We start from the raw sequence: 2,220 nt of genomic DNA, 5'->3' as shown, positions 1-2,220 counted from the left end.
CTCTTTGGCTGAAGCATTACGAAGAATTGAAGAAGGAGCTGCAATGATTCGAACCAAAGGAGAGCCTGGAACAGGAAATGTGGCAGAAGCAGTTACTCACATTAAGAAAGTTAACGATGAAGTACGTGCAATTAAATCAATTTACGATTCTGGCGATAATCAAGATCTAGTTCGTATGGCAAGAGAGTTTCATGTTGCATATGATTTAGTTGAACAAACTGCAAAGCTTGGAAGATTACCAGTAGTTAATTTTGCAGCAGGTGGAATTGCAACTCCTGCTGACGCTGCATATCTCATGTCATTGGGATGTGATGGAATTTTTGTTGGTTCAGGAATTTTCAAGGCAGAAGATGCAAAAGAAAGAGCACGTGCAGTAGTTCTTGCAACAACATTTTGGAACGAACCAGAAAAAGTAAAGGAAGCACAAAAAATGATTGATGAGAGACAATCAATGTTAGGATTAGATGTTAACACATTAGAGCTTAGAATGCAAGAACGTGGAAGTTCAGCGTGATTAAATTGCAAATCGGTATTCTTTCAGTCCAAGGTGATGTAATGGAAAACGTGATCACAACACAAGATGCTCTTAAGGAATTAGGCGAATCAGGTGAAGTAAAGATGGTAAAAACTCCTCAAGAAATTGAACAAGTTGATGGTTTGATTATTCCTGGTGGAGAAAGTACCATGATAGGCCAATTATCTCTAGTAAACGGTGCTCTAAAAAAAATTAAAGAAAAAATAGAATCTGGCATGCCTGTTTTAGGAATATGTGCTGGTTTGATTCTTTTATCTAAAAATGCTAAAGATAGAATTGTAGGAAAAACTGATCAACCACTCTTAGATTTACTTGATGTCCAAGTTGAAAGGAACTCTTTTGGTAGACAGCGAGAGTCATTTGAGGCAGATATCTCTATGGAAAAATGTGGAATATCTAACTTCAAGGGTGTATTCATTAGGGCACCATCAATCTCTGAGACTGGATCAAATGTTGAGACAATTTCTAAATTTAATGATAAGATTGTTGCAGTAAAACAAGGAAATATTCTAGGTACTGCATTTCATCCAGAGCTTACTACTGATACGGCTCTTCACAAATATTTTGTAAGCATGGTAAAACAGTCAAAATAAAACACATTTTGTCCACAATGATCAGTCTGCTGAGGAATTGTTAGTAATTCTTTATAAGCATGTAATCTTGGAAGTTATGAAATGAATAACTCAACAGTATTAGCAAGTTTTGCAATACTAACACTACTGGTAGGATTTGGTAGTGGCGTTATTGATTTTCAAGCATTTGCACAGACATCTGATAGAGATGATCAAGCAAGAGATACTGCAACACAAAGAGATGATGTTCGAGACAAGCTACAAGAACAAAGAGAACAAAAAATACGTGAGGCAAAAGAACGACTAGAAGAACAAAGAGAAAAAGCAAAAGATAGACTAGAACAACAAAGAGAAGACGCTAAAAAGCGACTAGAAGAACAAAGAGAAAAAGCAAAAGATAGACTAGAACAACAAAGAGAAGACGCTAAAAAGCGACTAGAAGAAAAGCGTGAATTAGCAAAAGAAAGACTTGAAGAAAAACGTGCAGAAGCTAAAGATAGAGCACTAGACAAACGTGAAGAACTTAAACAAAGATTAGAAGAAAAACGCGAAGAGCTTAGAGAAAGAGCAGAAGAGAAGAGAGATGAGCTTAGAGACAGAGTAGAAGACAAGCGTGCAGAACTCCGTGAACGTGTAGATGAAAAACGTGATGAATTAAGAGATCGTGTTGATGATAAACGAGATGAAATTAGAACAAAGGCATTAGATAAACGAGAAGAGCTACGAGATAGAGCACTCGATAAGAAACAAGAGATTATTGATAGACTAAAAGACAAAGCACTTGATAGGGCACGTGAACTAGCCAAAGATAGATTACATGATAGAATTACTGATGTAGCCAAAGACAAAATCAAGCATAAATTACAACTTGAGGCAAGAGATCATGCTATTCAAAAATTACGTGATGCCCATCCTGAGGTAGCATCACTTGCTGCTGATGCAGTTAGAGATAGAATTTCAGATGAAGTTAGGGATAAAGCAATTGATACTTTACGTGATAGATTATCTGATGTTAATAGAGATGAAATTAGAGATGAACTACGTGATAGGGCAGAATACAAGGCTGAATTAATCAAAGCCAAGATCAAAACAGTAGGTCATGAAAAATTTGAC

1 protein-coding gene and 2 pseudogenes are annotated in these 2,220 nt (G+C 36.4%); all 3 read left to right on the top strand.

Annotated features, from left to right (window positions below; genetic code table 11):
- Positions 1 to 514, top strand: a pseudogene (locus C6988_RS10400) (pyridoxal 5'-phosphate synthase lyase subunit PdxS); the annotation flags it as partial.
- Entirely contained in the window at positions 514 to 1,128 is a 615-nt protein-coding gene (gene pdxT, locus C6988_RS10395; protein ID WP_182135324.1) for a pyridoxal 5'-phosphate synthase glutaminase subunit PdxT, read from the top strand. The pseudogene C6988_RS10400 and the gene pdxT, both read left to right, overlap by 1 nt.
- 81 nt (positions 1,129 to 1,209) lie before the next feature.
- Positions 1,210 to 2,220, top strand: a pseudogene (locus C6988_RS10390) (hypothetical protein); the annotation flags it as partial.

Source organism: Nitrosopumilus sp. b1 (assembly GCF_014078545.1).
Taxonomy (GTDB): Archaea; Thermoproteota; Nitrososphaeria; order Nitrososphaerales; family Nitrosopumilaceae; genus PXYB01.
This window is presented reverse-complemented; position numbering and strand designations above follow the sequence as displayed.